The sequence below is a fragment of the Streptomyces vulcanius genome (genome assembly GCF_042653945.1).
In the GTDB taxonomy this organism is placed as follows: domain Bacteria; phylum Actinomycetota; class Actinomycetes; order Streptomycetales; family Streptomycetaceae; genus Streptomyces; species Streptomyces mangrovi.
Window position 1 is genome coordinate 94,669 of the sequence record NZ_JBHSFK010000024.1, and the last position, 21,338, is coordinate 116,006.

20 protein-coding genes and 1 pseudogene are annotated in these 21,338 nt (G+C 69.8%); 15 read left to right on the forward strand and 6 right to left on the reverse strand.

Going from position 1 to position 21,338, the window contains the following annotated elements; genetic code table 11:
* Nucleotides 1-3: 3 nt before the first annotated feature.
* The 11 genes from ACFPIH_RS32185 to ACFPIH_RS32235 all read left to right on the forward strand — a co-directional run bounded on the left by ACFPIH_RS32185 (nucleotide 4) and on the right by ACFPIH_RS32235 (nucleotide 10,040).
* Nucleotides 4-1,326 (forward strand): MraY family glycosyltransferase, encoded by a 1,323-nt coding sequence (locus ACFPIH_RS32185; protein ID WP_381180513.1) that lies wholly within the window; start codon nucleotides 4-6, stop codon nucleotides 1,324-1,326.
* A gap of 311 nt (nucleotides 1,327-1,637) precedes the next feature.
* On the forward strand, nucleotides 1,638-2,102 hold the full coding sequence (locus ACFPIH_RS32190; protein ID WP_381180512.1) for a hypothetical protein: 465 nt from the start codon (nucleotides 1,638-1,640) through the stop codon (nucleotides 2,100-2,102).
* A 225-nt stretch (nucleotides 2,103-2,327) separates the two neighbouring features.
* A complete protein-coding gene (atpB, locus tag ACFPIH_RS32195) occupies nucleotides 2,328-3,149 on the forward strand; it encodes a F0F1 ATP synthase subunit A (protein WP_381180510.1) in 822 nt (273 codons plus the stop codon).
* A gap of 73 nt (nucleotides 3,150-3,222) precedes the next feature.
* On the forward strand, nucleotides 3,223-3,471 hold the full coding sequence (locus tag ACFPIH_RS32200; RefSeq protein ID WP_030008695.1) for an ATP synthase subunit c family protein: 249 nt from the start codon (nucleotides 3,223-3,225) through the stop codon (nucleotides 3,469-3,471).
* 36 nt (nucleotides 3,472-3,507) lie between these two features.
* On the forward strand, nucleotides 3,508-4,062 hold the full coding sequence (locus ACFPIH_RS32205; RefSeq protein WP_381180508.1) for a F0F1 ATP synthase subunit B: 555 nt from the start codon (nucleotides 3,508-3,510) through the stop codon (nucleotides 4,060-4,062).
* The gene (locus tag ACFPIH_RS32210) at nucleotides 4,059-4,874 is read left to right on the forward strand and encodes a F0F1 ATP synthase subunit delta (protein ID WP_381180506.1); all 816 of its coding nucleotides are present in this window, start codon (nucleotides 4,059-4,061) and stop codon (nucleotides 4,872-4,874) included. The genes ACFPIH_RS32205 and ACFPIH_RS32210 overlap by 4 nt, the downstream gene beginning before the upstream one ends.
* 128 nt (nucleotides 4,875-5,002) lie before the next feature.
* Nucleotides 5,003-6,592, forward strand: a complete 1,590-nt coding sequence (gene atpA, locus ACFPIH_RS32215) for a F0F1 ATP synthase subunit alpha (protein WP_381180504.1) — start codon at nucleotides 5,003-5,005, stop codon at nucleotides 6,590-6,592.
* A 20-nt stretch (nucleotides 6,593-6,612) separates the two neighbouring features.
* Entirely contained in the window at nucleotides 6,613-7,530 is a 918-nt protein-coding gene (locus ACFPIH_RS32220) for a F0F1 ATP synthase subunit gamma (protein WP_381180502.1), read from the forward strand.
* Nucleotides 7,530-8,966 (forward strand): F0F1 ATP synthase subunit beta, encoded by a 1,437-nt coding sequence (gene atpD, locus ACFPIH_RS32225; protein ID WP_381180500.1) that lies wholly within the window; start codon nucleotides 7,530-7,532, stop codon nucleotides 8,964-8,966. The genes ACFPIH_RS32220 and atpD overlap by 1 nt, the downstream gene beginning before the upstream one ends.
* A gap of 109 nt (nucleotides 8,967-9,075) precedes the next feature.
* A complete protein-coding gene (locus tag ACFPIH_RS32230) occupies nucleotides 9,076-9,450 on the forward strand; it encodes a F0F1 ATP synthase subunit epsilon (protein WP_381180498.1) in 375 nt (124 codons plus the stop codon).
* Between the two features lie 143 nt (nucleotides 9,451-9,593).
* On the forward strand, nucleotides 9,594-10,040 hold the full coding sequence (locus ACFPIH_RS32235; RefSeq protein WP_381180496.1) for a DUF2550 domain-containing protein: 447 nt from the start codon (nucleotides 9,594-9,596) through the stop codon (nucleotides 10,038-10,040).
* Between the two features lie 17 nt (nucleotides 10,041-10,057).
* Here the strand turns inward: ACFPIH_RS32235 and ACFPIH_RS32240 are convergent, their stop codons facing one another.
* The 3 genes and pseudogenes from ACFPIH_RS32240 to ACFPIH_RS32250 all read right to left on the reverse strand — a co-directional run bounded on the left by ACFPIH_RS32240 (nucleotide 10,058) and on the right by ACFPIH_RS32250 (nucleotide 13,848).
* The gene (locus tag ACFPIH_RS32240) at nucleotides 10,058-11,878 is read right to left on the reverse strand and encodes a glycosyl hydrolase family 18 protein (protein ID WP_381180494.1); all 1,821 of its coding nucleotides are present in this window, start codon (nucleotides 11,876-11,878) and stop codon (nucleotides 10,058-10,060) included.
* A 119-nt stretch (nucleotides 11,879-11,997) separates the two neighbouring features.
* The gene (locus ACFPIH_RS32245; RefSeq protein WP_381180493.1) at nucleotides 11,998-12,639 is read right to left on the reverse strand and encodes a response regulator; all 642 of its coding nucleotides are present in this window, start codon (nucleotides 12,637-12,639) and stop codon (nucleotides 11,998-12,000) included.
* Nucleotides 12,636-13,848: pseudogene (locus ACFPIH_RS32250) on the reverse strand (sensor histidine kinase). The gene ACFPIH_RS32245 and the pseudogene ACFPIH_RS32250 overlap by 4 nt, the downstream one beginning before the upstream one ends.
* Before the next feature lie 157 nt (nucleotides 13,849-14,005).
* On the opposite strand from ACFPIH_RS32250, the gene ACFPIH_RS32255 reads away from it, so the two are divergent.
* Nucleotides 14,006-14,617 (forward strand): hypothetical protein, encoded by a 612-nt coding sequence (locus tag ACFPIH_RS32255; protein ID WP_381180491.1) that lies wholly within the window; start codon nucleotides 14,006-14,008, stop codon nucleotides 14,615-14,617.
* On the opposite strand, the gene ACFPIH_RS32260 is transcribed toward ACFPIH_RS32255, so the two are convergent.
* Nucleotides 14,537-15,109: a cob(I)yrinic acid a,c-diamide adenosyltransferase gene (locus ACFPIH_RS32260; protein WP_381180489.1), complete on the reverse strand. Its 573-nt coding sequence runs from the start codon at nucleotides 15,107-15,109 to the stop codon at nucleotides 14,537-14,539. The genes ACFPIH_RS32255 and ACFPIH_RS32260 overlap by 81 nt on opposite strands.
* Nucleotides 15,110-15,495: 386 nt before the next feature.
* Between ACFPIH_RS32260 and ACFPIH_RS32265 the strand changes: the two genes are divergently transcribed.
* Nucleotides 15,496-15,819 (forward strand): STAS domain-containing protein, encoded by a 324-nt coding sequence (locus ACFPIH_RS32265; RefSeq protein WP_381180487.1) that lies wholly within the window; start codon nucleotides 15,496-15,498, stop codon nucleotides 15,817-15,819.
* Nucleotides 15,820-16,054: 235 nt separating this feature from the next.
* Complete coding sequence (locus tag ACFPIH_RS32270) at nucleotides 16,055-18,583, forward strand: P-loop NTPase family protein (protein WP_381180486.1); 2,529 nt, start codon at nucleotides 16,055-16,057, stop codon at nucleotides 18,581-18,583.
* Between the two features lie 66 nt (nucleotides 18,584-18,649).
* Here the strand turns inward: ACFPIH_RS32270 and nucS are convergent, their stop codons facing one another.
* On the reverse strand, nucleotides 18,650-19,333 hold the full coding sequence (gene nucS / locus ACFPIH_RS32275; RefSeq protein ID WP_381180484.1) for an endonuclease NucS: 684 nt from the start codon (nucleotides 19,331-19,333) through the stop codon (nucleotides 18,650-18,652).
* A 275-nt stretch (nucleotides 19,334-19,608) separates the two neighbouring features.
* Between nucS and ACFPIH_RS32280 the strand changes: the two genes are divergently transcribed.
* Entirely contained in the window at nucleotides 19,609-20,001 is a 393-nt protein-coding gene (locus ACFPIH_RS32280; protein ID WP_381180482.1) for an SCO5389 family protein, read from the forward strand.
* A 125-nt stretch (nucleotides 20,002-20,126) separates the two neighbouring features.
* On the opposite strand, the gene ACFPIH_RS32285 is transcribed toward ACFPIH_RS32280, so the two are convergent.
* Nucleotides 20,127-21,185 carry an LLM class flavin-dependent oxidoreductase gene (locus ACFPIH_RS32285; RefSeq protein WP_381180480.1) on the reverse strand — a complete coding sequence of 353 codons (1,059 nt, stop codon included), beginning with the start codon at nucleotides 21,183-21,185 and terminating at the stop codon, nucleotides 20,127-20,129.
* Between the last annotated feature and the right edge of the window lie 153 nt (nucleotides 21,186-21,338).

The following is a 21,338-nucleotide window of genomic DNA, read 5'->3' on the forward strand; positions in this document are numbered from 1 at the left end:
CCCGTGCGTGAATACCTGCTGACGCTCTGCGTCACGGCCGCGGTGACGTATCTGCTGACTGGGCCGGTACGGAAGTTCGCGATCGTGGCCGGGGCGATGCCGGAGATCAGGGCCCGTGACGTGCACCGGGAACCGACTCCGCGGCTCGGCGGGATCGCCATGTTCTTCGGCCTGTGCGCGGGTCTGCTGGTCGCCGACCACCTGACCAACCTCAACGAGGTCTTCGAGAAGTCGAACGAACCGCGCGCCCTGCTCTCCGGCGCCGCCCTGATCTGGCTGATCGGCGTCCTGGACGACAAGTTCGAGATCGACGCCCTGATCAAGCTGGGCGGCCAGATGATCGCCGCCGGCGTGATGGTCATGCAGGGTCTGACCATCCTCTGGCTGCCCATCCCGACGGTCGGCACGGTCGCGCTGACCCAGTGGCAGGGCACCCTGCTGACGGTCGCCCTGGTCGTGATCACGATCAACGCGGTCAACTTCGTGGACGGCCTCGACGGCCTCGCGGCCGGCATGGTGTGCATCGCGGCAGCCGCGTTCTTCATGTACACCTACCGCATCTGGTACTCGTACGGCATCGAGGCCGCCGCCCCGGCGACGCTGTTCTCGGTGATCCTGATGGGTATGTGCCTGGGCTTCCTGCCGCACAACATGCACCCCGCGCGGATCTTCATGGGCGACTCGGGATCGATGCTGATCGGGCTGGTGCTGGCCGCGGGAGCCGTCTCCGTCACGGGGAACGTCGACCCGGACAACCTGTTCGCCGGGTCCGAGCGCAGCACCGTCCACCAGATGGTGCCGGTCTACATCCCGCTGGTGATGCCGCTGACGATCATCGCGATCCCGGCCGCCGACCTCGTCCTGGCGATCGTGCGCCGTGCCTGGCGCGGCCAGTCGCCGTTCGCGGCGGACCGCGGGCATCTGCACCACCGGCTCCTCGAGATCGGCCACTCGCACAGCCGCGCGGTGCTGATCATGTACTTCTGGTCGGCGCTGATCGCGTTCGGCGCGCTCGCCTACTCCGTCAACGCGGCGTCCATGTGGATCGTCCTGGGTGTCGTGTTCCTCAGCGCGCTCGGTCTGGGGCTGCTCCTGCTGCCGCGGTTCACGCCGCGGGCCCCGCGCTGGGCCGAGGCGTTCGTGCCGCCGCGCTACCGCCGGAGCCGGGGCGCCGACGCCGTCACCGATGCCGTCGTGGCGGCGGCGGAGGCGGAGACCGTGCAGGCCGCCGCGGACGAACCCGAGCCGCGCACCCCCGTGGCCGTGGGTGTCTCCGGGGTCAACGGGGCGACCGCAGTGGGCCCTCGTTCGCGGTCGGCAAGGTAAGAATCTGACTAGAGCATTGCCAAGTCGTGGGGTAAGGCCGAGCGGGCAAAGATCCCCAATACCAGACAAGTCGGCGCGGTTTCTGCACAGACGCGCACTGTCACTCTCATGTGTGACACCGAGCACACCAACCAGGTAAAGACCTCATCAAATAGTTTGTGATACGGTTCACGAGAACCCCGGAGACAGTCGAAGGGCCGTAGTGCGACGGCCCCTTGGAGCGAGGTCGGCGTGAGGTCTTTCGCCCCTCGAACCGGGACTACGCTCGTCCATGACGACACCCTGCCCCCATTGAATGCGGAGTTGCCGCCATGCCGTCCAATGACGTCCGGATCCTGGCCCAGGCCGCCGTACCCACACTCGCCGCCGGTGCGATCGCCGCCGTCGTGAGCGGTGTGGTCGCGGGTGGCAAGGGAGCCGTCGGAGCTGTCGTCGGCACGGTGATCGTGATCGCGTTCATGGGGATCGGTCTCTACGTCCTGCAGCGCACCGCCAAATCGCTTCCGCAACTGTTCCAGGCCATGGGCCTGATGCTCTACGCGGCCCAGATCCTGTTGCTGTTCATCTTCATGGCCGCTTTCAAGAACACCACGCTGTTCAACCCCCGGGCCTTCGCCGTCACGCTCGTCGTCGCCACCCTCGCGTGGATCGCCGCACAGACGCGTGCGCACATGAAGGCCAAGATCCTTTACGTCGAACCCGATTCGGTCTCCTCTGCGTCTGCTTCGGCCGCTTCGAAGAGTGAGAAGTCCGAAAAATCGGGGCATTCGTCGTGAGGGGTAGGGCCGGGATAAAGACGTCTGAGAGATCCTGCTATCGTCCGGTGCCAACTGCGGCATCGCGGGCGCGGGCATCCGAGCTGACGCCTGCTCAATCGCGAGGCGAGATGCCCCCTAGCCGCCCCCACATCCGAAACACCAGTCCCGTGCCGAAACGCGGCCGAACGCCGCGCCGACACAACGAGGTTGCCGTACACATGCGCCACGACGAAGGAGCCCGCGGTGAGTGCTGACCCGACGCAGGTGCTCGCTTTCGAGACCGACTGCCACCTGTTCGACGGTTGTGGCTTCCCGGCTCCGGGCCTGCACTCGTTCCTGTTCGAGCCGCTCCTCGGCGACGCGGACGGCAACTCGTACTTCAACAAGACGATGCTGCTGGCCCTGCTCGGCTCGATCATCATCGTCGGCTTCTTCTGGGCCGCCTTCGCCCGCCCGAAGGTCGTCCCCGGCAAGCTCCAGATGGTCGCCGAGGCCGGCTACGACTTCATCCGCCGCGGCGTCGTCTACGAGACCATCGGCAAGAAGGAAGGCGAGAAGTACGTACCGCTCGTCGTCTCGCTCTTCTTCTTCGTCTGGATGATGAACCTCTGGTCCATCATCCCGATCGCCCAGTTCCCGGTCACCGCGATCATTTCCTACCCCGCGGTCCTGGCAGCCATCGTCTACGTCCTGTGGGTCTCGCTGACCTTCAAGCGTCAGGGCTTCGTCGGCGCCTGGAAGAACTTCACCGGCTACGACAAGACCCTCGGCGGGGTCCTTCCGCTGTCGATGACGATCGAGCTGTTCTCGAACCTCCTCGTGCGGCCCTTCACCCACGCCGTGCGACTCTTCGCGAACATGTTCGCCGGCCACACCCTCCTGCTGCTCTTCACGATCGCCAGCTGGTACATGCTGAACGGCATCGGCATCGCCTACTCCGCCGTCTCGTTCGTGATGGTCCTCGTGATGACGGCCTTCGAGCTCTTCATCCAAGCGGTGCAGGCGTACGTCTTCGTCCTGCTGACCTGCAGCTTCATCCAGGGCGCGCTCGCCGAGCACCACTGAGCCGGCCCGAACACCCAACCAGACATCCGGTGGCCAACCCCCACCGGTCCTTGAAAGAGAAGGAAGAACCGGCATGTCCGCTCTCCAGACCCTTGCAGCCGGCGTCGAGATCAAGGGCAACCTCGGCTCGATCGGCTACGGCCTCGCGGCGATCGGCCCGGGCGTCGGCGTCGGCATCATCTTCGGTAACGGCACCCAGGCGCTCGCCCGTCAGCCTGAGGCTGCCGGTCTGATCCGCGCCAACCAGATCCTCGGCTTCGCCTTCTGTGAGGCGCTCGCCCTCATCGGTCTGGTCATGCCGTTCGTCTACCCGACCTCCTGATCCGTCGGACCGCACCTTTCGACGAAAGGCACTGATATGAGCCCCCTGGTTCAGCTGGCGGCTGAGGAAGCGGAAAACCCGCTCATCCCGCCGATTCCGGAGCTCGTGATCGGCCTGATCGCCTTCGTCATCGTCTTCGGCTTCCTCGCCAAGAAGCTCCTCCCGAACATCAACAAGGTTCTGGAAGAGCGTCGCGAGGCCATCGAAGGCGGTATCGAGAAGGCCGAGGCCGCTCAGACCGAGGCACAGAGCGTGCTCGAGCAGTACAAGGCTCAGCTCGCCGAGGCCCGCCACGAGGCCGCGCGCCTGCGCCAGGAGGCTCAGGAGCAGGGCGCCACGCTCATCGCCGAGATGCGCGCGGAAGGCCAGCGGCAGCGCGAGGAGATCGTCGCCGCCGGACACGCGCAGCTCGACGCCGACCGCAAGGCCGCCTCGTCCGCGCTGCGTCAGGACGTCGGCAAGCTCGCCACCGAACTGGCCGGCAAGCTCGTCGGCGAGTCCCTCGAGGACCACGCCCGGCAGAGCCGCGTCATCGACCGTTTCCTCGACGAACTCGATGACAAGGCGACGAAGGCCGAGGCGTCGCGATGAACGGAGCGAGCCGTGATGCCCTGGCTGCCGCACGTGAGCGTCTCGACGCGCTGACGGACTCCACGTCCACGGACGCGGAGCGGCTCGCCGGCGAGCTGGCGGCCGTCACCGCGCTGCTCAACCGCGAGGTCAGCCTGCGTCGGGTCCTCACCGACCCGGCGCAGGCCGGTGAGGCCAAGGCCGAGCTGGTCCAGCGCCTGCTGGGCAGCCAGATCGGCGGACCCGCCGCGGACCTGGTGTCCGGCCTGGTGCGCTCCCGCTGGTCGCAGTCGCGCGACCTGGTGGACGCGCTGGAGGAACTGGCGGACACCGCCGACCTCACCGCCGCCCAGCAGGCCGACAAGCTCGACGACGTGGAGGACGAGCTGTTCCGCTTCGCGCGGATCGTCTCCTCCACCACCGAGCTGCGCGCCGCGCTGACCGACCGGAAGGCCACCGCCGCGGCCAAGGGCGAGCTGCTGCGCAGCCTGCTCGGCGGCCGTGCCGACGCGGCCACCGTGCGGCTGGTGACGCGCCTGGTGACCGCGCCGCGTGGACGTAGCCTGGAAGCGGGACTCGAGTCCCTGTCCAAGCTCGCCGCCGAGCGCCGTGACCGCGTCGTGGCCGTTGTCACCTCGGCCGTGCCGCTGAGCGACACGCAGAAGCAGCGCCTCGGCGCCGCTCTCGCCAAGCTCTACGGCCGCCGGATGCACCTCAACCTCGACGTCGACCCCGATGTCGTCGGTGGGATCCGGGTGCAGGTCGGTGACGAGGTCATCAACGGTTCGCTCGCGGACCGGCTCGAGGACGCGGCGCGCCGCATGGCGAGCTAGCAGCAACTCAACACTCAGTACTCAGTACGTACGCAGGCGGCCCTGGTTGGGCCGTGCAGAAGAATCCTGGGGGTCGCCCCCAGACCCTTAAGAAACTTCGGGCCCAACAAGGAGAGCAGGGAACCCAGATGGCGGAGCTCACGATCCGGCCGGAGGAGATCCGGGACGCGCTGGAGAACTTCGTCCAGTCGTACAAGCCGGACGCGGCCTCGCGCGAGGAGGTCGGTACGGTCAGCCTTGCCGGCGACGGCATCGCGAAGGTCGAGGGTCTGCCCTCGGCCATGGCCAACGAACTGCTGAAGTTCGAGGACGGCACCCTCGGCCTCGCGCTCAACCTGGAAGAGCGCGAGATCGGCTGCGTCATCCTCGGTGAGTTCAGCGGCATCGAGGAGGGTCAGCCGGTCACCCGTACCGGCGAGGTGCTCTCCGTGGCCGTCGGCGAGGGATACCTCGGCCGTGTCGTCGACCCGCTCGGCACCCCGATCGACGGCCTCGGCGAGATCGAGACGTCCGGCCGCCGCGCCCTCGAGCTGCAGGCCCCCACGGTCATGCAGCGCAAGTCGGTGCACGAGCCGATGGAGACCGGCTACAAGGCCGTCGACGCGATGACCCCGATCGGCCGCGGTCAGCGTCAGCTGATCATCGGCGACCGCCAGACCGGCAAGACCGCCCTGGCCGTCGACACGATCATCAACCAGCGCGACAACTGGCGCTCGGGCGACCCGGAGAAGCAGGTCCGCTGCATCTACGTCGCCATCGGCCAGAAGGGCTCGACCATCGCGTCGGTCCGCGGCGCGCTGGAGGAGAACGGCGCGCTGGAGTACACGACCATCGTCGCCGCCCCGGCGTCCGACCCGGCCGGCTTCAAGTACCTGGCGCCGTACACCGGCTCGGCTATCGGCCAGCAGTGGATGTACGAGGGCAAGCACGTCCTGATCATCTTCGACGACCTGTCGAAGCAGGCCGACGCCTACCGCGCCGTGTCGCTGCTGCTGCGCCGCCCGCCGGGCCGTGAGGCCTACCCGGGTGACGTCTTCTACCTGCACTCCCGTCTCCTCGAGCGCTGCGCGAAGCTCTCGGACGACGAGGGCAAGGGCTCGATGACCGGTCTGCCGATCGTCGAGACCAAGGCCAACGACGTCTCGGCGTTCATCCCGACCAACGTCATCTCCATCACCGACGGCCAGTGCTTCCTGGAGTCGGACCTGTTCAACGCCGGTCAGCGCCCCGCGCTGAACGTCGGTATCTCCGTCTCCCGAGTCGGTGGTTCCGCGCAGCACAAGGCGATGAAGCAGGTCTCCGGCCGGCTCCGCGTCGACCTCGCCCAGTTCCGTGAGCTGGAGGCGTTCGCCGCCTTCGGTTCCGACCTGGACGCCGCGTCGAAGGCGCAGCTGGAGCGCGGTCAGCGCATGGTCGAGCTGCTGAAGCAGGCCCAGTACCAGCCGATGTCCACCGAGGACCAGGTCGTCTCCGTCTGGGCCGGCACCACCGGCAAGATGGACGAGGTGCCGGTCGCCGACATCCGCCGCTTCGAGAAGGAGCTGCTCGAGTACCTGCACCGCAAGGAGCAGGGCCTCATGACCTCCATCCGGGAGGGCGGCAAGCTGTCCGACGACACGCTGACGGCCATCGCCGACGCGATCGTCGACTTCAAGAAGCAGTTCGAGACCTCGGACGGCCAGCTGCTCGGCGAGGACGCTCCGTCCACCGCCAAGTGACGTAGGAAGGGACCTGACTCATGGGAGCCCAGCTCCGGGTCTACAAGCGTCGCATCCGATCCGTCACCGCGACCAAGAAGATCACCAAGGCGATGGAGATGATCGCCGCCTCGCGCGTCGTCAAGGCGCAGCGCAAGGTGAGGGCCTCCTCTCCGTACGCGACCGAGCTCACCCGCGCGGTCACGGCGGTCGGTACCGGCTCGAACACGAAGCACCCGCTGACCACGCAGGCCGAGACGGTCACGCGGTCCGCGGTGCTGCTCCTGACGAGCGACCGCGGTCTCGCCGGTGCCTTCAACTCCAACGCCATCAAGGCCGCGGAGCAGCTGACGGCGCGCCTCGAGACCGAGGGCAAGCAGGTCGACACGTACATCGTCGGCCGGCGCGGGGTCGCCCACTACAAGTTCCGTGAGCGCGAGATCGCGGACTCGTGGTCGGGCTTCACCGACGAGCCGACGTACGCGGACGCCAAGAAGGTCGCGGCGCCGCTGATCGAGGCGATCGAGACGGCCACGGCCGAGGGCGGCGTGGACGAGATCCACATCGTCTTCACCGAGTTCGTCTCGATGATGACGCAGACGGCCCTCGACGACCGTCTGCTGCCGCTCAGCCTCGACGAGGTCGCGGCGGAGGCAGCGCCGAAGGGCGAGATCCTTCCGCTGTACGACTTCGAGCCCTCGGCGGAGGACGTCCTCGACGCCCTGCTGCCGCGCTATGTGGAGAGCCGCGTCTACAACGCGCTTCTCCAGTCGGCCGCCTCGAAGCACGCCGCCACGCGGCGTGCGATGAAGTCGGCGACCGACAACGCGGGAGACCTGATCAACACGCTCTCCCGACTTGCCAACGCGGCCCGCCAGGCCGAAATCACCCAGGAAATCAGCGAGATCGTCGGTGGCTCCAGTGCCCTGGCCGACGCGACCGCGGGGAGTGACCGCTAATGACCACCACTGTTGAGACCGCGACGGCCACGGGCCGCGTCGCCCGGGTCATCGGCCCGGTCGTCGACGTGGAGTTCCCCGTCGACGCGATGCCGGAGATCTACAACGCCCTGCAGGTCGAGGTCGCCGACCCGGCCAACGAGGGCGAGAAGAAGATCCTGACCCTGGAGGTCGCCCAGCACCTGGGTGACGGCCTGGTCCGCACCATCTCCATGCAGCCCACCGACGGTCTGGTCCGCCAGGCCGCGGTCACCGACACCGGCACGGGCATCACCGTCCCGGTCGGCGACTTCACCAAGGGCAAGGTGTTCAACACCCTCGGTGAGGTGCTGAACGTCGACGAGAAGTACGACGGCGAGCGCTGGACCATCCACCGCAAGGCCCCGAACTTCGACGAGCTCGAGTCGAAGACCGAGATGTTCGAGACCGGCGTCAAGGTCATCGACCTGCTGACCCCGTACGTCAAGGGCGGCAAGATCGGCCTGTTCGGCGGCGCCGGCGTCGGCAAGACGGTGCTCATCCAGGAGATGATCTACCGCGTCGCCAACAACCACGACGGTGTCTCCGTGTTCGCCGGTGTCGGCGAGCGCACCCGTGAGGGCAACGACCTCATCGAGGAAATGAGCGAGTCGGGCGTCATCGACAAGACCGCGCTCGTCTTCGGTCAGATGGACGAGCCCCCGGGCACCCGTCTGCGCGTCGCGCTGGCCGGCCTCACCATGGCCGAGTACTTCCGTGACGTCCAGAAGCAGGACGTGCTGTTCTTCATCGACAACATCTTCCGCTTCACGCAGGCCGGTTCCGAGGTCTCCACCCTGCTCGGCCGGATGCCCTCCGCGGTGGGCTACCAGCCGAACCTGGCCGACGAGATGGGTCTCCTCCAGGAGCGCATCACCTCGACCCGTGGTCACTCGATCACCTCGATGCAGGCGATCTACGTCCCCGCGGACGACCTGACCGACCCGGCCCCGGCCACCACCTTCGCCCACCTCGACGCGACGACGGTGCTCTCCCGTCCGATCTCGGAGAAGGGCATCTACCCGGCCGTGGACCCGCTGGACTCCACGTCCCGGATCCTGGACCCCCGCTACATCGCGGCGGACCACTACGAGGCCGCGATGCGCGTCAAGACGGTCCTGCAGAAGTACAAGGACCTTCAGGACATCATCGCGATCCTCGGTATCGACGAGCTCGGCGAGGAGGACAAGCTCGTCGTCCACCGGGCCCGTCGTGTGGAGCGCTTCCTGTCCCAGAACACCCACGTCGCCAAGCAGTTCACCGGCGTCGACGGGTCGGACGTCCCGCTGGACGAGTCGATCGCGGCCTTCAACGCGATCATCGACGGCAAGTACGACCACTTCCCGGAGCAGGCGTTCTTCATGTGCGGTGGCATCGAGGACCTGAAGGCCAACGCCAAGGAGCTGGGCGTCTCCTGAGCCTCGCGCTCGTGAAGAGGGGCGGGCGCGTCCCGCCCCTCTTCGTACGCCCACTAGACTTGTAACCAACACCCGGCATACCCGCCGGGTGGTGACCCGAGGAGCCACCTTGGCTGCTGAGCTGCACGTCGCGCTGGTCGCGGCCGACCGAGAGGTCTGGTCCGGCGAGGCCACCCTGGTCGTCGCGCGCACCACGTCCGGCGACATCGGCGTCATGCCCGGTCACCAGCCGCTGCTCGGTGTGCTGGAGTCGGGCCCGGTGACCATCCGTACGAGTGACGGTGGGACGGTCGTCGCCGCGGTGCACGGCGGTTTCATCTCGTTCGCGGACAACAAGCTGTCGCTGCTGGCCGAGATCGCCGAGCTCTCGGACGAGATCGACGTCCAGCGCACGGAGCGCGAGCTGGAGCTCGCGAAGGCGGAGGGCGACGCGGTCGCCGAGCGTCGCGCGGACGTACGACTGCGTGCGGCGGCGACGCGCTGAGACCAGCGCGGAGCTCTATGACGTCACTCAGCCGCGGCCGGCACCGGAAGTCTCCGGAGCCGGTCGCGGCTGAGGCAGATCTGGATGTTTTTTCCGTTCCGTTACCTATTTTCGGTACCTAGGAGACGAGGAGGTCGGTGTCGATGGTCCTCGCTCTGACTGTGTGCGGAGTCGTGGTGGCCCTGGTGGTACTGGGGCTGTTCGTCTTCGGTCTGCGCCGCAGACTCATCCAGCGCTCCGGCGGTACCTTCGACTGTTCGCTCCGCTGGGACGTCCCCGAGAAACCGGACACGAGCGGAAAAGGCTGGAGCTACGGCGTCGCCCGGTACAGCGGCGACCGGATCGAGTGGTACCGCGTCTTCTCCTACGCCTACCGCCCCCGCAGGGTCCTGGAGCGCGCCTCGATCGAGGTGGCCGGCCGGCGTCTACCCGAGGGCGAGGAGGAGCTGGCGCTGCTGTCCGACGCGGTGATCCTCACCTGTCTCCATCAGGGCATCCGACTCGAACTCGCCATGAGCGAAGACGCGCTGACCGGATTCCTCGCGTGGCTGGAGGCAGCCCCGCCCGGTCAGCGCGTCAACGTCGCTTAGGAGAGCCCTACAGAGCCCTACAGGTTGTTGCTGATGGCGCTCACGAGCTCTCCGCCCGCGGTGTCGCCGCTGAACTCCCAGAAGAACGCGCCGCCGAGCCCCTGGGTCTTCGCCCACGCCATCTTCGTGGCGATCGTGGCCGGGGTGTCGTACGACCACCAGTTGTTGCCGCAGTAGGCGTACGCCGTGCCGGCGATCGTGCCGGTCGCGGGGCAGGACGTCCTGAGCACCTTGTAGTCCTCGATGCCCTGCTCGTACGTGCCCGCCGCCGGGCCGGTCGCCGTACCGCCGGGCGCGGACTGTGTGACGCCGGTCCAGCCGCGGCCGTAGAAACCGATGCCGATCAGCAGCTTGTCGGCGGGCACGCCCTTCGCCTTGAACTTGGCGATCGCGTCGGCCGTGGTGAACCCGGCCTGCGGGATGCCGCTGTAGGTGGTGAGCGGGGAGTGCGGGGCGGTCGGGCCGTCCGCGTCGAAGGCGCCGAAGAAGTCGTACGTCATCACGTTGTACCAGTTGACGTACTGTGCGGCGCCCGCGTAGTCGGCGGCGTCGATCTTGCCGCCGGAGGTGCCGTCGGCCGTGGTGGCCGCGGTGACCAGGTAGCTGGCGCCGAACTTGGCCCGCAGTGCCGACATCAGGTTCTTGAGGGCGGCGGCCCCGCTGGTGTCGCAGGACAGCCCGCAGGCGTTCGGGTACTCCCAGTCGATGTCGATGCCGTCGAAGACGTCGGCCCAGCGCGGGTCCTCGACCAGGTCGTAGCAGGACTGCGCGAAGGCCGCCGGGTTGGCCGCGGCCTGGCCGAAGCCGCCGGACCAGGTCCAGCCGCCGAAGGACCACAGGACCTTGATGTTCGGGTACTTGGCCTTCAGCTGGCGCAGCTGGTTGAAGTTGCCGCGCAGCGGCTGGTCCCAGGTGTCGGCGGCGCCGCTGACGGACTGGTCGGCGGTGAACGCCTTGTCGTAGTCGGCGTAGGAGTCGCCGATCGCGCACTTGCCGCCGGTGACGTTGCCGAAGGCGTAGTTGATGTGCGTGATCTTCGCCGCGGAGCCGGACGTCACCAGGTTCTTGACGTTGTAGTTGCGGCCGTAGATGCCCCACTCGGTGAAGTAGCCGAGTTTCACCTTGTTCCCGGCGGGCGGGGGAGTGGTGCCGCCGCCGGTGGTGTGGACGGCGACCGCCCCGCTGGCCGGTCCGGTCTGGTCGGCGGTGTCACGGGCCTGGACGGTGAAGGAGTAGTCGGTGCCGGCGGTCAGACCGGTGGCGGTGTACGACGTCGTCGTCACCGTGGCGACCTTGGCGCCGTCGCGCAGCACGTCGTAGTTCTTGACGCCCTTGTCGTCGGTGGCTGCGGACCAGGTCAGCTTGACCGAGGTGTCGGTGACGCCGGAGGCGGTGGGGGTGCCCGGCGCGGACGGGGCGGCGTCGCCCGGCACCGAGGTGCCGTCGCAACTCCCGCCGTTCAGCTTGCAGTTGGACGGCGATCCGGAGCCGGCTCCGTTGAAGCCGAAGGAGACGGAGGCGCCGGGGGCGATCGAGTCGTTGTAGGACTTGTTCTTGGCGGTCCAGTGGGTGCCGGCGGAGGTGACGTCGGCGTCCCAGGCGGAGGTGACGGACGTGCCGGAGGGGTAGTCCCACTCGACCGTCCAGGAACTGATGGCGGTGGTACCGGTGTTCTTCACCGTCCACTTGCCCTCGAAGCCGGTGCCCCAGTCCGAGGCCTTGGTGTAGGTGGCCGTGGCCGAGGCGGCGGCCTGGGCGGGGCTCGCCAGGCCGACCAGTCCGGCCATGGGGAGGAGCAGCGTCGCGAAACCCGCCGCCACTCTGTCTCTGAAGCGCATTCCGCGCCTCCTATGGGGAGTTGGGGGGCGCGACTGAGCCTTCGCACCCACAGTGCCGCGAGAATAGAAAGGTCTGGACCATCGGTCAAGAGGTCTGGACCATTCCCGCGACCTAAACCTCAGATCCCCAACTCCTGTGCCAGTACGGCCGCTTGAACCCGACTCCGCAGCTCCAGCTTCCCCAGCAGCCGGCTCACATGGGTCTTCACCGTCGCCTCCGCCATGTCGAGGCGGTCGGCGATCCCCGCGTTGGACAGACCCTGCCCGAGGCACGCCAGCACCTCCCGCTCGCGCCGGGTGAGCGCGTCCAGGACGGCCGGATCGGCGGTCGGCTCCCGCACCGGCTTCGCGGCGAACTCGGCGATCAGCCGCCGGGTCACGGCCGGGGCGATCAGCCCCTCCCCGCCCGCCACCGTACGGACGGCCGCGATGAGGTCCTTCGCCTCGGCGTTCTTCAGCAGGAACCCGGCCGCGCCCGCCCTCAGCGCCCCGAACACGTACTCGTCGAGATCGAACGTGGTCAGGACGAGGACGTCCGCGAGCCCCTCGCCGACCACCTGCCGGGTCGCCGACACCCCGTCCAGACGCGGCATCTGCACATCCATCAGGACGAGATCCGGTCGCAGTTCACGCGCGAGCGCCACCGCCCGCTCCCCGTCGGCCGCCTCCCCGACCACCTCGATGTCGGGCGCGCTGCCCAGGATCAGCACCAGCCCGGCACGCACTGCGGACTGGTCCTCGGCGACGAGTACACGGATCACGTCAGGTCTCCCTCACTCAGCGGAAGCTCCGCCCATACGGTCCACAGGGCGCCCTCGGGCCCGGCCTCGAAGCTGCCGCCCAGGAGTGCCGTCCGCTCCCGCATGCCGACCAGACCGGCCCCGGAGCCGGGTGCGCGCGGCCCGTCCCGATGGCCGTACGGGCTGCTCACCCGGACGTCGAGCACACCCTCCCGCCGGGCCAGGCGCACCGTCACCCGCCCCGGGCAGGCGTGCTTGAGGGCGTTGGTCAGCGACTCCTGCACGATCCGGTAGGCGGCGAGTTCGACGGGCGCCGGCACCGGGCCCACCGCGCCCTCACCGGCCTTCAGGGCGACGTCGAGACCGTTGGCCCGCGCGCCCTCGACCAGGGCGGCGAGGCCGTCGAGGGTGGGCGTCGTGGCGGGCTCCTCCTCCCCGCTGCCGTCGCGCAGGATGCCGATCAGCCGGCGCATCTCCGCGAGCCCCTCGACGCTGTTCTCCCGGATGGTCCTGAGCACCTGCCGCGAGGTCTCCGCCTCGTCGATCGACAGCGCGGCGGTGGAGTGGATGGCGATCGCCGACAGATGGTTGGCGACCATGTCGTGCAACTCCCTCGCCATCCGCGCCCGTTCGGCGAGCACGGCCTGGCTGCGGTCCTCCCCCATAGCCTTAAGGGCATGGGAGGGGCCCCCAGGCCAGCAGCGCGGTCTGTTCGGCCCGCAGCCGGGCCGCCTCGGCGGCGTCACGGTGGTTGCGCACCACCCAGCCGGTGGTGGCGGGCGCGAGCGCGACCACCCCGACGCCCACACCGATCAGCAGCCCCTGGGGGTTGCGCCAGATCGCCGCCGGGACCACTCCGCCGACCACGGTGAGCAGCCCGCTGATCCACGGGATGCGGCGGGCCGAGGCGGGGGTGCCGTACAGGACGGCCGCGTACACGAGGTCCGTGTACAGCACGACGGTGACGATGCTGCCCAGGGTCACCGTGTCCGCGGTCAGCGCCGCCGTGCCGATCAGCAGCCCCGCCCGGGGCCGGACGCGGCGCAGCAGCTCACAGCCGGCGGTCACAGCCAGCGGCAGCAGCGGCGCCCAGCGCTGCGGCCACAGCACCAGGTCGTCCGAGGTGACCCTGGGAGTGATCCCGAGCGCCCACAGCAGCAGCCCCCCGAGCAGCCCGCCCACGGCGATCCGCACGTCGTCGCGGTGCGGGCGGGGGAGTGCTACGGCCATGACTCCATCCAACACGCCGGGTGCCCGGGACGCCTGCTTCCCGCGAACGGTCCCGGACTGCATCTTTCGATGTACCGCGACTTCGTCACCGCCGACGACGAGACGCGCTCCCGAGCACGGAAGCCTGGAGGGAGAGACCGAGAGGAGTGAGTGAGCCGTGGTCGTCGGACTGATCATCGCGTGTGAGGTCGGCTTCTGGGTGCTGCTGGCCCTGGGACTGGCCGTCCGCTATCTGCTGGGGTGGCGCCGTACGAGTGTGGTGCTGCTGCTGTGCGAGCCGGTGCTGGAACTGGTTCTGTTCGCCGTGACGGCGACCGACCTCAGGAACGGCGCCGATCCGGACTGGACGCACGGCCTGGCGGCCCTGTACATCGGCTACACCGTCGCCTACGGCCACTACACGATCCGCTGGCTCGACGGCCACGCCGCCCACCGCCTGGCCGGCGGCCCGCCCCCGCCGAAGCCCCCGCGCCACGGCCTGGCCCGCGCCCGCCACGAGGGCCGCCTGTGGCTCCGTACGGTCCTGGCGGCGTCGGTCGCCTGCGGACTGCTGCAGGCCGCGGTCTGGTACGTCGGCGACGGCGACACCTCGTCCCTGCGGTCCTTCCAGTGGGTGGCCCTCAGGGCGGCCGGCATCCACGGCCTGATCGCCCTCACGTACGCGATCTGGCCGAAGAGGGCCCCGGCGTCAGCGCTCCCCGCCCGGGACCCAGAGCACGTCCCCGACGTCCTTGTTGGCCGTACGGGCCAGAATGAAAAGCAGGTCTGACAAACGGTTGAGGTAGGTCGCCGTCAGGGGGTTCATGAGGTCCCCGTGAACCTCCAGGGCGGCCCACGTCGAGCGCTCGGCCCTGCGGACCACGGTGCAGGCCTGGTGCAGGAGGGCGGCGCCGGGGGTGCCGCCCGGGAGGATGAAGGAGCGCAGCTTCTCCAGGGACTCCAGGAAGCGGTCGCAGTCCGCCTCCAGTTTGTCGATGTACGGCTGTTCCACCCGCAGGGGCGGAAACTCCGGGTTCTCCACCACCGGCGTCGCGAGGTCCGCGCCCACGTCGAACAGGTCGTTCTGGACGCGGGTGAGGACCTTGACGACCTCCTCGTCCAGGCCGCCCAGGGCGACCGCCGTGCCGAGCACCGCGTTCGCCTCGTTCGCGTCGGCGTACGCGGCGATCCGGAGGTCGGTCTTGGCGACCCGGCTCATGTCCCCGAGAGCGGTGGTGCCCTGGTCGCCGGTCCTCGTGTAGATACGCGTCAGATTGACCATGCGGCCAATCTAGACCGTTCGGGCGGCATCACCAATCGGTGGGAACAGGCTTGAAACGGACAGCAATTGACGACGTGACCGGTGTCTCATGCCGTGAGACGTGAGACGCGTTACTAAGCGGTCACACAGCGCCCGCGTGAGCGCTAATCTCCCGCGCAGAGCCACGCTGATGCGCCGGATGGTTGACGCCGGTGACATCGGACGCGCGAGCGGGCAGGGCTTAGACCAGGCACCGAAACCGCACAGGCCCCACAGGTCTCACCCGTGCGGGTGAATTCGGTATCGGTTCGCTCACAGACGGCAACCTTCGACCGCTTCGCGCAGTCAGAGCATGCAACACCGGACACCACACAGCGGAGCACGAGACGCACGCTTAGGGGAGCGCTATGCACATCAGGGGCGACCACGCCGAGCTGGTCGTCGGGGGCCGCCTCGACGTGCGCAGCGCGGCGGACGCCCGTACGGTCCTGCACACGGCCGTCGACGACGGAGTCGGTGACCTGGTGCTGGACCTGTCCGAGCTCGACTCCTGGGACGCCACCGGCCTCGGCGTCATCATGGGCGTCCACCGCCGGGCCGGCCGCTGCGGCCGGCGTCTGGTGCTGCGTGACGTACCGCCGCAGATGCAACGCCTGCTGGTGGCCACCCGGCTGCACCGGATCCTCTCCATCGAGGGCGGCATCGGCGTGGAGTCCCTCCCCAGGGTCTGATCCATCCACGGTGTGGCCTGCGGCGGAAAACATACGGCGGGCGCAATCCTCACCGGACCGTGACGTCTCGGACCCCGCACCACCCCGGGCTGTCGTGGATACTGTGCGAAGGTTTACGGTTCGTCTGCCCGCCGCTCGCAGCCCTCGAAGCGGGCACCGGACCGGAAGCGACAGCGCAGTGTGCGGCGAGGCCGGGAGGGGCTGACGCCACACCACGCTTTTGGGGGCTTGACCTATGGACCCGAACACCCTGGGACCCGAGGAGTACGGCCACGAGGACGACGGCAACGCGCCGCGCCCGCGCCCGTCCAGGGACCCCCTGACACCCGACTTCGGCCAGCACGCGCCCGCCCTGGCCCGTACCGTCGAACTCGTCGCCGGACAGCATCTGCTCACGGTCAACCCGGTCGACGGCAGCGAGATAGAACTCCGCCCGCCCACCGAGACGCCCGGGCGTCCCGGGAGACCCGAGCGCCCCGCCAAGCGCACCCCGGAACGGCGCGCCGAGGCCGAGCGGGCCGCCAGACCGCCCGTCCCGGCCGGCCCCGCCCGGCCCACGCCGCCGCTCCTGGGCCGTCAGGAGGAACGCGAACAGCTCGTCCGCCTCCTCGCCCGCGGCCGTTCCGTACGCCTCACCGGCCCCGCCGGGTCCGGCCGCACCAGCCTCCTCGACCTGGTCGCCGAGGACTGCGAGGACCTCGCCCCCGACGGCGTCGTCCGCCTCTCCGGCTTCCGCCGCACCTCGGCCGAGCTGCTGCACGGCCTGTTCCACGCCGTCCACGACGCCGACCGGTACCGCCCCGGGCCCGAGGAACTCCTCGGCCTGGTCGGGGAGATCGGCGCGGTGGTCGTCGTCGACGACCTGGACTTCGGCGGCGCCGAACTCGACTACCTGCTGGACGCCACCCCCGAGTGCGCCTTCCTCTTCGGCGCGACCCCCGACACCCCGCTGCCCTCCGCCGACTCCGCCGTCGAGGACATCGTCCTCAGCGGCCTCGAGCGCGCGGGCGGTGTCGAGGTCATCGAGCACGCCGTCGGCCGGAGCCTCACCGAGGAGGAGTCCAACTGGGCCGGCGACCTCTGGTTCGAGTCCGAGGGCCTGCCGCTGCGCTTCGTCCAGGCCGGCGCCCTGCTGCGGCAGCGCGACCAACTGCGCGCCGGCGTGGACGCCGTCGACGCGTTCGGCGTCTTCGAGGACGCCCGCCCGCTCAGCGGGTCCGTCGACATCCCCGCCGGGGCCGGCGAGGCCGAGGAGATACCTCTGCCCTCCCTCGGCGAGGCCGCCGCGCCCGCCCCGCTGCTCGCCGCCCGGCTCAGCGCCTCCGCCCGCGCCGCCCTGCGCTTCGCCGTCGCCCTCGACGGCGAGTTCCCGCACCAGGCCCATCTGCCCGCCCTGGTCGGCGACACCCACGCCGACGCCGCCCTCGGCGAACTCGTCCTCTGCGGGCTGGTCTCCCCGGTCGGCACCCGCTACCGGCTCGCCGCCGGCATCCAGGCCCAGCTGGAGGCCGCCGGATACGGCGACGACGCCGAGGCCCGGGCCGACGCCGCGGCCCAGCACTACGCCTGGTGGGCCGCCCACCCCTCCGTCACCCCCGACCGGGTCTGCGCCGAGGCCGACGCCGTCCTCACCGCCCTCGCCGCGACCGGCCCCACCACCGTCCCCCGGGACTCGGTGCCGCAAGAGCCCGGGGAGTCCCTGTCACCCGCCGAGGACGACAAGGCCCCCGCCGTCCGGCTGGCCCGCGCCGCCGCACCCGCCTTCGCCGCCGGACTGCACTGGAGCGCCTGGGAAACCGCCCTCCAGGAAGGCGCCGAGGCCGCCCGGCTCGCCGTCGAGTCCGCCGACCGGGCCTACTTCCACCACGAACTCGGCGTCCTCGCGCTCTGCGCCGGAGACCTCGACCGGGCCCGCGCCGAACTGGAAGCCTCCCTCGACCTGCGCGCCTCCCTCGCCGACAAGCGCGGCACCATCGCGGGCCGCCGCGCCCTCGCCCTGGTCGCCGACGCCTCCGGCGACATCCCGGGGCTCGCCGCCACCCTCGGCGAGGAGGTGCCCGACGCCCGCCACGAGGAGTCGGCGCCCCCGCCGCGCGGCATCCAGGCCGCCCTGCCGACCTATCCGCCGGACGCCGAGACCGTCGTCCACCGCGCGGTGAGCCCGCCGCCCTCACCCGCTGCCCCGGCCCACCACGGCAAGGGCGGCCTCAAGGGCTTCGCCCGGCGCAACCTCGTCGCGGCCGGCGCGGGCGCCCTGCTCGTCGCCGTGCTCGGCACCGTCGTGACGCTCGGCGCGACCTCCAACAACGACGCGAACACCCCCTCCGAGCGGTTCGGCGTCCCCTCCGCCAGCACCGGCCTCGACGACGGTGACCTCGACTCGGACACCCCGAGCGGCGACACCGGCACCGCGACCAGCAGACCGACGGACCCGGGCGGCACCATGGGGACCACGGACGACCCGTCGGCGAGCGAGTCGGCGACGACTCCCACACCGGGGGCGAGCAGCTCGCACACGTCGGGGAGCGGTGGGTCGTCGCCGTCCCAGACCCCGAAGCCGTCCACGTCCACATCGAACTCGCCCTCGCCGTCGGCGTCGCACACCGGCGGCTCGTCGTCACCGTCGGACAGCAGCTCCCCGACCCCGACGGACACCGTGACCACCTCCCCGTCGCCGTCCGCCGACACCACGGCCTCGGCGAGCGGCTCCACCTCCGCCGCCCCCGTCAGCCCCTCCGAGAGCACCCCGGACCCGGTGATCTGACCCGCCTCCGACCGACACCGAGGGCCGGGCTCCTTCCAGGAACCCGGCCCTCGGTGTCGTACTTCGTCAGAACAGCCGCAGTTTGTCGTCCTCGACGCCGCGCATCGCGTCGTAGTCCAGGACCTGGCAGCCGATGCCGCGGTCGGTGGCCAGGACGCGGGCCTGCGGCTTGATCTCCTGTGCGGCGAAGACGCCGCGGACCGGCGCGAGATGCGGGTCGCGGTTCAACAGCTCCAGATAGCGCGTGAGTTGCTCGACACCGTCGATCTCGCCGCGCCGCTTGATCTCGACCGCGACGGTCCGTCCCTCGGCGTCCCGGCACAGGATGTCGACCGGCCCGATGGCCGTCATGTACTCGCGGCGGATGAGGGTGTAGCCCTCGCCGAGGGTGTCGATGCGGTCGGCGAGCAGTTCCTGGAGGTGCGCTTCCACGCCGTCCTTGATCAGGCCGGGATCGACGCCCAGTTCGTGCGACGAGTCGTGGAGGATCTCCTCCATCGTGATGATGAGCTTCTCGCCGCCCTTGTTGGTGACGGTCCAGACGCCCCCGGTGCCCTCGGCGTTCTCCCCCGTGTCCTCCTTCAGCGTGCAGGGCGGCGACATCCAGTTCAGGGGCTTGTAGGCCCGGTCGTCCGCGTGGATCGAGACGCTGCCGTCCGCCTTCACCAGGATGAGGCGGGGGGCGGAGGGGAGGTGGGCGGTGAGCCTGCCGACGTAGTCGACGGAGCACCGGGCGATGACGAGACGCATGAAGCGCAACGCTATCCGACGCCCCACAGTGCACGCGATTCGCCCTGGAAAACCGCTGTTCGACACTGGCCGATTGTGTGCCCAAGAGAGCGTCTCTATGTGCCCATTCTCCTGGTGCGGTCACGGGCCGTTGCCTACCGTAGTGAACGGGAGGTCGCGATGCGTGTACTCAGCGTGTGCGGTATCTCGGCACGCCTGTGCCCTGTTTCGGCATGGCGAACTCCCTTTCCCTGTCCGGCAACCCCTGATTTGTCGGGGGTGCGAGAGGAGAACCCATGTCGCTCGACGTCTCACCGGCCCTACTCGAACAGGCCGAGCGAGGCGAGGTCGACGAAGCTGAATTCGTCGACTGCGTCCGGACCTCCCTGCCCTACGCATGGGAGATGATCAGCTCCCTGGTGGCCCAGCTGAAGGTGGACGGCGGAGCCTTCGCCGACAACCAGACGCCCCCGCCGGACGAGCGGGCACGCGGGCAGTTGCTCCGCGCGCTCGCCAGCGACGCCATTCGGGGCGCCCTGCAGCGGCACTTCGGTGTACGGCTGGCCTTCCAGAACTGCCACCGGGTTGCGGTGTTCCCGTTGGACTCGACCGTCGACGAGAAGCTCGCCCGTTTCACCTCGGTCCGCAGCCAGGTACTCAACCAGTCCCCGGAATTCCGGGACTGCTGAGGCACCGGTGTGAGCCGGTCGCTTGCCGCTCCGTACGCGGGAGGTGCCATCAGTACAGGAGCGGCAAGCTCCCGGCCCACCAGGGTCGTCGTTTCGACCGGGGACGTTTCGACCGGGCCGTTCGTTCAGCGGAGGTGGGGGAGTACCTCCGCGCCCAGCCGCCGTACGTTCTCCTCCGTGGCCGCCAGGTCGCCGGAGCCCTCGACGAGCAGGGCGAAGCGCGAGATGCCGGTCCGCTCGCTGGTCGCCGCCAGCCGGTCGACGCACAGTCGCGGAGTACCCACCGGGTGCAGCCCGCAGAGCAGTTCGGTGTACGCCACCGGGTCCCGCATCGAGCGGGCACGGCCGTCCACCGTGACATGCGCATCGAGCCCCTGCTTCAGCCAGCCCGGCATCGCCTTCACCAGGGTCTCCTCGGCGTCCGTGCGCCGGTCCGCGAGCTGGCAGACGCCCGCCGAGACATGGGCCGCGGCCCGGATCTCGTCCCCGGGCCGTCCCGCCGCGCGCGCGAACTGCCGCCAGGCGGCGACCATTTCCGCCTTCTCCTCGTCCCCGACGTGCATCCCGAGCAGCATCGGCAGCCCGCGCTCGGCGGCCAGCCGCACGCTCGCCGGGGACGTGCACGCCACGACGACCTCCGGGCCGTCAACGCCGTCCGCGCTGTCCGCGCTGTCAACGGGACACGTCAGCGCCTCCGACGGGCGCGGCACGACGGTGACCTCACGGAAGCGGAAACGTTCGCCGTCGGCGCCCACGGACGCCTCGCGCAGCCAGCGCACCAGCAGATCGAGTGATTCCGGGAAGTCCTTCTCGTACGCCTGTAGGCCGGTGCCGAAGACCTCCAGGTCGACCCAGGGGCCGCCGCGGCCCACGCCGAGCGAGAAGCGTCCGCCGCTCGTGAGATGCAGCAGCGCGGCCTGTTCGCCGAGGGCGACGGGATGGACGGTGGGCAGCACGCTCACCGCGGTGCCGACCCGGATGCGCCGGGTGCGGCCCAGCAGCAGGGCGGCGAGGGTGACCGCCGACGGGCATGTGCCGTACGGCACGAAGTGGTGCTCGGCCAGCCACACCGAGTCCAGACCCGCTTCCTCGGCGACCTCCGCGGAGCGGACCGCGCGGTGCAGCGCCTCCCCCTGGCCCTGTCCGGGGAACTGGGCTCCCAACACGAAACTTCCAACGCGCATGGACTTTTTCCTGCTTCCTCGGCTCCGACGCGGAGCTCCCCCACCCGGCATAACCGTCCGACACGTGCCGAGGACACGGCCTGGCGGAGAGATTTGCCGATTGTCTGCAGAATGGGGTGTCGGAGAGGGGGACTTGGGCGGATCGGTCCGCTA

What these genes read in the sequence shown, in the direction of transcription:
- ACFPIH_RS32200 (WP_030008695.1), top strand. Translation starts at nt 3,223, where the DNA reads ATGTCCGCTCTCCAGACCCTTGCAGCCGGCGTCGAGATCAAGGGCAAC.
- ACFPIH_RS32205 (WP_381180508.1), top strand. Translation starts at nt 3,508, where the DNA reads ATGAGCCCCCTGGTTCAGCTGGCGGCTGAGGAAGCGGAAAACCCGCTC.
- ACFPIH_RS32240 (WP_381180494.1), bottom strand. Translation starts at nt 11,878, where the DNA reads ATGCGCTTCAGAGACAGAGTGGCGGCGGGTTTCGCGACGCTGCTCCTC.
- ACFPIH_RS32265 (WP_381180487.1), top strand. Translation starts at nt 15,496, where the DNA reads ATGCACATCAGGGGCGACCACGCCGAGCTGGTCGTCGGGGGCCGCCTC.
- nucS (WP_381180484.1), bottom strand. Translation starts at nt 19,333, where the DNA reads ATGCGTCTCGTCATCGCCCGGTGCTCCGTCGACTACGTCGGCAGGCTC.
- ACFPIH_RS32235 (WP_381180496.1), top strand. Translation starts at nt 9,594, where the DNA reads ATGGTCCTCGCTCTGACTGTGTGCGGAGTCGTGGTGGCCCTGGTGGTA.
- ACFPIH_RS32270 (WP_381180486.1), top strand. Translation starts at nt 16,055, where the DNA reads ATGGACCCGAACACCCTGGGACCCGAGGAGTACGGCCACGAGGACGAC.
- ACFPIH_RS32220 (WP_381180502.1), top strand. Translation starts at nt 6,613, where the DNA reads ATGGGAGCCCAGCTCCGGGTCTACAAGCGTCGCATCCGATCCGTCACC.
- atpD (WP_381180500.1), top strand. Translation starts at nt 7,530, where the DNA reads ATGACCACCACTGTTGAGACCGCGACGGCCACGGGCCGCGTCGCCCGG.
- ACFPIH_RS32210 (WP_381180506.1), top strand. Translation starts at nt 4,059, where the DNA reads ATGAACGGAGCGAGCCGTGATGCCCTGGCTGCCGCACGTGAGCGTCTC.
- ACFPIH_RS32280 (WP_381180482.1), top strand. Translation starts at nt 19,609, where the DNA reads ATGTCGCTCGACGTCTCACCGGCCCTACTCGAACAGGCCGAGCGAGGC.
- ACFPIH_RS32285 (WP_381180480.1), bottom strand. Translation starts at nt 21,185, where the DNA reads ATGCGCGTTGGAAGTTTCGTGTTGGGAGCCCAGTTCCCCGGACAGGGC.
- atpA (WP_381180504.1), top strand. Translation starts at nt 5,003, where the DNA reads ATGGCGGAGCTCACGATCCGGCCGGAGGAGATCCGGGACGCGCTGGAG.
- ACFPIH_RS32260 (WP_381180489.1), bottom strand. Translation starts at nt 15,109, where the DNA reads ATGGTCAATCTGACGCGTATCTACACGAGGACCGGCGACCAGGGCACC.
- ACFPIH_RS32190 (WP_381180512.1), top strand. Translation starts at nt 1,638, where the DNA reads ATGCCGTCCAATGACGTCCGGATCCTGGCCCAGGCCGCCGTACCCACA.